A 2,831-nucleotide genomic window follows, 5' to 3' on the forward strand; every position below is an offset into this window, starting at 1 on the left:
GGCCGCCTGCGCGCGGGCTTTCCTCGCGGCGGTGAAGGCCGGCGGCCCCGCCCCCATCCCGCTCGAGGAAATCCTCGAAGTCAGCCGGCTGTCCATCGCGGTCGCCGACCGCGCGGACTGAGGATGAACCTCGGCCGCTTCATGCGCACTGTCCGGCGCCTCAAGCCTGAACAGGTCTGGGGCCGCGCGGCGCATCTGATCCCTCGGGGTCGTCCGGACCTGCGACCCGCACCGCGGCGCCGCGCGCCCACCGCAGCCTGGGTCACCGCCGCGCCGAAGGCGGCCGCCTTCACGCCGCCCGCGACCCTGCGGTTCCTCAATGAGGCCGGCGATGTCGTGCGACCGCAGGACTGGCAGGGCGGGCACGACCTGCTCTGGCTCTACAATCTGCACTACTTCGACGACCTCGCCTCGTCCGAAGCCCTGGCCGCGCCGGCGCCGCGCGTCGCCCTGATCGACCGCTGGCTCTCCGAGAACCCACCGGCCGCGGGCATCGGTTGGGCGCCCTACCCCACCTCCCTGCGCATCGTGAACTGGATCAAGGCGCAGCTCGCCGGTTTCCCCCTCCCCGCCGCCGCGGCCGAGAGCCTAGCCGTGCAGGCCCGCTGGCTGGCCGGACGGCTGGAGCGCCACCTCCTGGGCAACCACCTGCTGGCCAACGCCAAGGCCCTGGTGTTCGCGGGTTGCTGGTTCGAGGGCGCCGAGGCCGACGGCTGGCGGCGGCGGGGCCTGGCCCTGCTGGCCGAACAGCTGCCCGAGCAGATCCTGCCCGACGGCGGCCATTTCGAGCGCTCGCCCATGTACCACGCCATCATCGAGGAGGACCTGCTCGACCTGCTGAACCTCGCCCGCGCCTTCGGAATGGCGGACGAGCCCGTGCTGCGCGACCTGCCGGGCCGGATCGCCGCCATGCGCGCCTGGCTGGCCGCCATGACCCATCCGGATGGCCGGATCAGCTTCTTCAATGACGCCGCCTTCGGGATCGCCGCCGAGCCCGACGAGCTGGAGGCCTACGCCGCGCGCCTGAGATTGCCGGCTGTCCAGCAGCCCACAGAGCCGGTCGCCGCGCTTCGCCCGTCCGGCTATCTGCGCTTGCGGCTTGGCGAGGCGGTGGCGCTGATTGACGCCGCGCCCATCGGACCCGACTACCTGCCGGGCCACGCCCACGCCGATACCCTGTCCTTCGAGCTCTCGATCGGCGCCGCCCGGGTGATCGTCAATGGCGGGACCTCGGTCTATGGCGACGGGCCGCAACGGCAGCTGGAACGGGCGACAGCGTCCCACTCGACGGTGGAGATCGATGGCGAGAACTCCTCGGAGGTCTGGGCCGGCTTCCGGGTCGGACGCCGCGCCCGCGTCCGGGACCTGACGGTCGAGGCGTCCGAGGATGAGGTCAGCGTCTCCGCCGCTCACGACGGCTATCGCTGGCGCCGCGGTCGGCCGATCCATCGCCGGCGCTGGACCCTCACGCGTTCGAGCCTGACCGTCCGCGACGAGGTCGACGGCGCCGTCAGGGCCGCCATCGCCCGCTTCCATTTCGCGCCGCAGGTCGAGGCCACGGCCGAGCCCGGCGGGCGCAGAGGCGTCTTGGTGCTGCCCGACGGCCGCCGGGTGGCCTGGACGAGCAGCGCGCCGGCCCGCATCGAGGCGGACGAGTGGCGCCCGGAATTCGGCCTCCGCACGCCGTCGCATCAACTCGCGGCGCGCCTCGACGGCGCGGCCCTCGAAACCCGCTTCGACTGGTAGCGCCGTGCACATCCTGTTCCTCAGCGACAACTTCCCGCCGGAGGTGAATGCGCCCGCCTCGCGCACCTTCGAGCATTGCCGCGAGTGGGTGGCGGCCGGCCACCAGGTCACCGTGATCACCTGCGCGCCCAATTTCCCGCGCGGCAAGCTCTACGAGGGCTACCGCAACCGGCTGATGGCTCGCGAGACCATGGACGGCATCGAGGTGGTCCGCGTCTGGTCCTATATCAGCGCCAACGAGGGCTTCTTCCGCCGCAGCCTCGACTACCTGAGCTACATGGCGAGCGCGACGCTGGCCGCGCCCTTCGTCGGCAAGGTCGACATCGTGGTCGCCACCTCGCCGCAGTTCTTCACCGCCTGCGCCGGCCGCATGGTTGGGCTGATGCATAGCAGGCCGTTCGTCTTCGAGCTGCGCGACCTGTGGCCGGAATCGATCCGCGCCGTGGGCGCCGTGCAGGACGGCTGGCTGATCCGCGCGCTGGAGCGGCTGGAGATGAGCCTCTACCGCGGCGCGAAGGCCATCGTGTCGGTGACCCATGCCTTCCGCGACAAGCTGATCGAGCGCGGCGTAGCGCCGGATAAGATCCATGTTGTCACCAACGGCGCCGACCTCGGCCGCTTCGCCCCCCGGCCGCGCGACGCGGCGCTCGCCGCCCGGCTCGGCTTCACCGGCAAGTTTGTCGCCGGCTACGTCGGCACCCACGGCATGGCCCACGCCCTGGAGACCGTGCTGGAGGCCGCCGAGCGGCTGCGCGACCGGCCCGACATCGGCTTCCTGTTCCTCGGCGACGGCGCCAACAAGGCGGCGCTGAAGGCCAAGGCGCGTGCGATGGGCCTGACCTCCGTGGTCTTCGTCGACAGCGTTCCGAAGGAGGAGGTCGCCCGCTACTGGTCGCTGCTCGACGCCTCGATCATCCACCTGAAGCGGACCGAGCTGTTCACCACCGTTATCCCCTCGAAACTTTTCGAGTGTATGGCCATGGGCCTGCCGGTGCTGCACGGGGTGGCCGGCGAGTCGGCTGATATCGTGCGGCGGGAAGATTGCGGAGAGGTCTTTGAGCCGGAAAACGCCGAGCAACTGGCCG

The 2,831-nt window shown here is 71.3% G+C and carries 2 protein-coding genes; both read left to right on the top strand.

Annotated features, from left to right (window positions below; genetic code table 11):
• Positions 1-123 precede the first annotated feature (123 nt).
• The gene (locus VGT80_RS12800) at positions 124-1,746 is read left to right on the top strand and encodes an alginate lyase family protein (RefSeq protein WP_327456374.1); all 1,623 of its coding nucleotides are present in this window, start codon (positions 124-126) and stop codon (positions 1,744-1,746) included.
• 4 nt (positions 1,747-1,750) lie between these two features.
• The coding region (locus VGT80_RS12805; protein ID WP_327456376.1) for a glycosyltransferase family 4 protein at positions 1,751-2,831 on the top strand (1,081 nt) is incomplete at its 3' end.

Source organism: Phenylobacterium sp. (assembly GCF_035944335.1).
Taxonomy (GTDB): Bacteria; Pseudomonadota; Alphaproteobacteria; order Caulobacterales; family Caulobacteraceae; genus Phenylobacterium.